Source organism: Vibrio sp. 378 (assembly GCF_033339435.1).
This window is the reverse complement of sequence record NZ_JAWOUO010000788.1, coordinates 1-607: the sequence shown is the minus strand read 5'-3', so window position 1 is coordinate 607 and position 607 is coordinate 1. Positions and strand designations below refer to the sequence as shown.

The window sequence follows — 607 nt, the reverse complement described above, 5'->3', positions numbered from 1 at the left end:
TTATAAGAATTGCCGTTTTGCTCGATGATGTCTTCTGCTGGAATAATGGTCGTGAAGTTAGGATCGCGCGTTTCTACCCAAACGTACATCACGCCTTCTTCCGTGTTGTGTGCTGGGTCTACTGCCGCGCCGTATTCAGGCACACCATTTTGGTTGTGGTCGCGGTTGGATAGCCACCAATCGTGGTATGCCACCAACTTCGGATACATTTCATCAATGAATTTTTGCGCGTCTTCTGGGCGATCAAACTGGTTCACGAGAGCGTGATACACCTCCATCACAGACCATGCCGCCAACGAAGGTTTCGTATTGCGTTCGTTCCAGTTTTCAGAGCCAGCACCACCACGACTAACAGGTTTGGTGTACGTCAATACATCCAGCAAGTAGCCTTTGTCTTGCGGACGAATCTTGTCATCAGCTTGAACTTGCTCTTGGAATACCGTGCGAATGTTGTCCATCGCAACATCTGGGTTGAAATGCGCCATCGCGTACGCTTGTTTCCACGAATCCCACGGCCACGTTAAGTTACCAGAGAACCAACGCGCAGTGACCGATGGCGTGACTGTCGCTTGTTCAATGTCGCCCGCCGCAGAGCGCCAGTTACCGT

General features: G+C 51.1%; 1 protein-coding gene. It reads right to left on the bottom strand.

The features are described 5' to 3' along the window. On the bottom strand, positions 1-607 hold a 607-nt coding region (locus R7Q48_RS28855), incomplete at both ends, for an MGH1-like glycoside hydrolase domain-containing protein (protein WP_411979304.1).